Here is a 487-nt window from a genome sequence, read left to right as displayed (position 1 = left end):
CGCTGCCGCTGGTCTCCGCTGCCGCTGGTCTCCGCTGCCGCTGGTCTCCGCTGCCGCTGGTCTCCGCTGCCGCTGGTCTCCGCTGCCGCTGGTCGCCGCCGCGGCTGGTCGCCGCCGCGGCTGGTCGCCGCCGCGGCTGGTCGCCGCCGCGGAGTAGTGCCCCGTAATGTGGTGTAGCGCGGTGGCTGGCTCGTCGTTTCGGACGTGGGCGCGGTCACCGTGTGATCCTTCGAGAAGTCTCTTACCTCCACTCGAAAGGCATCATCACGATGACCGCACTTCACATTGTCGACCCTGCGAGCGTGCTCGCTGAAGCCTTGACCGACGCGTCGCCGGATCTGATGCGCAGCCTGTTGCAGACCACGATCAACGCGCTCCTCTCCGCGGACGCCGACGCCGTCGTCGGCGCGGAATGGGGCAAGCCCAGCCCCGACCGCACCGCGCAACGCAATGGCTACCGACACCGCGACCTCGACACCCGCGTTGG

General features: G+C 69.8%; 1 protein-coding gene. It reads left to right on the top strand.

The window, feature by feature from the left end; all coding sequences use genetic code 11:
• Positions 1-269: 269 nt before the first annotated feature.
• Positions 270-487, top strand: a 218-nt coding sequence (locus tag BM287_RS00005; protein ID WP_170857365.1) for a transposase, incomplete at its 3' end; no start/stop codon positions are given.

This window comes from Leifsonia sp. CL147, assembly GCF_900114565.1.
In the GTDB taxonomy this organism is placed as follows: domain Bacteria; phylum Actinomycetota; class Actinomycetes; order Actinomycetales; family Microbacteriaceae; genus Leifsonia.
This window is presented reverse-complemented; position numbering and strand designations above follow the sequence as displayed.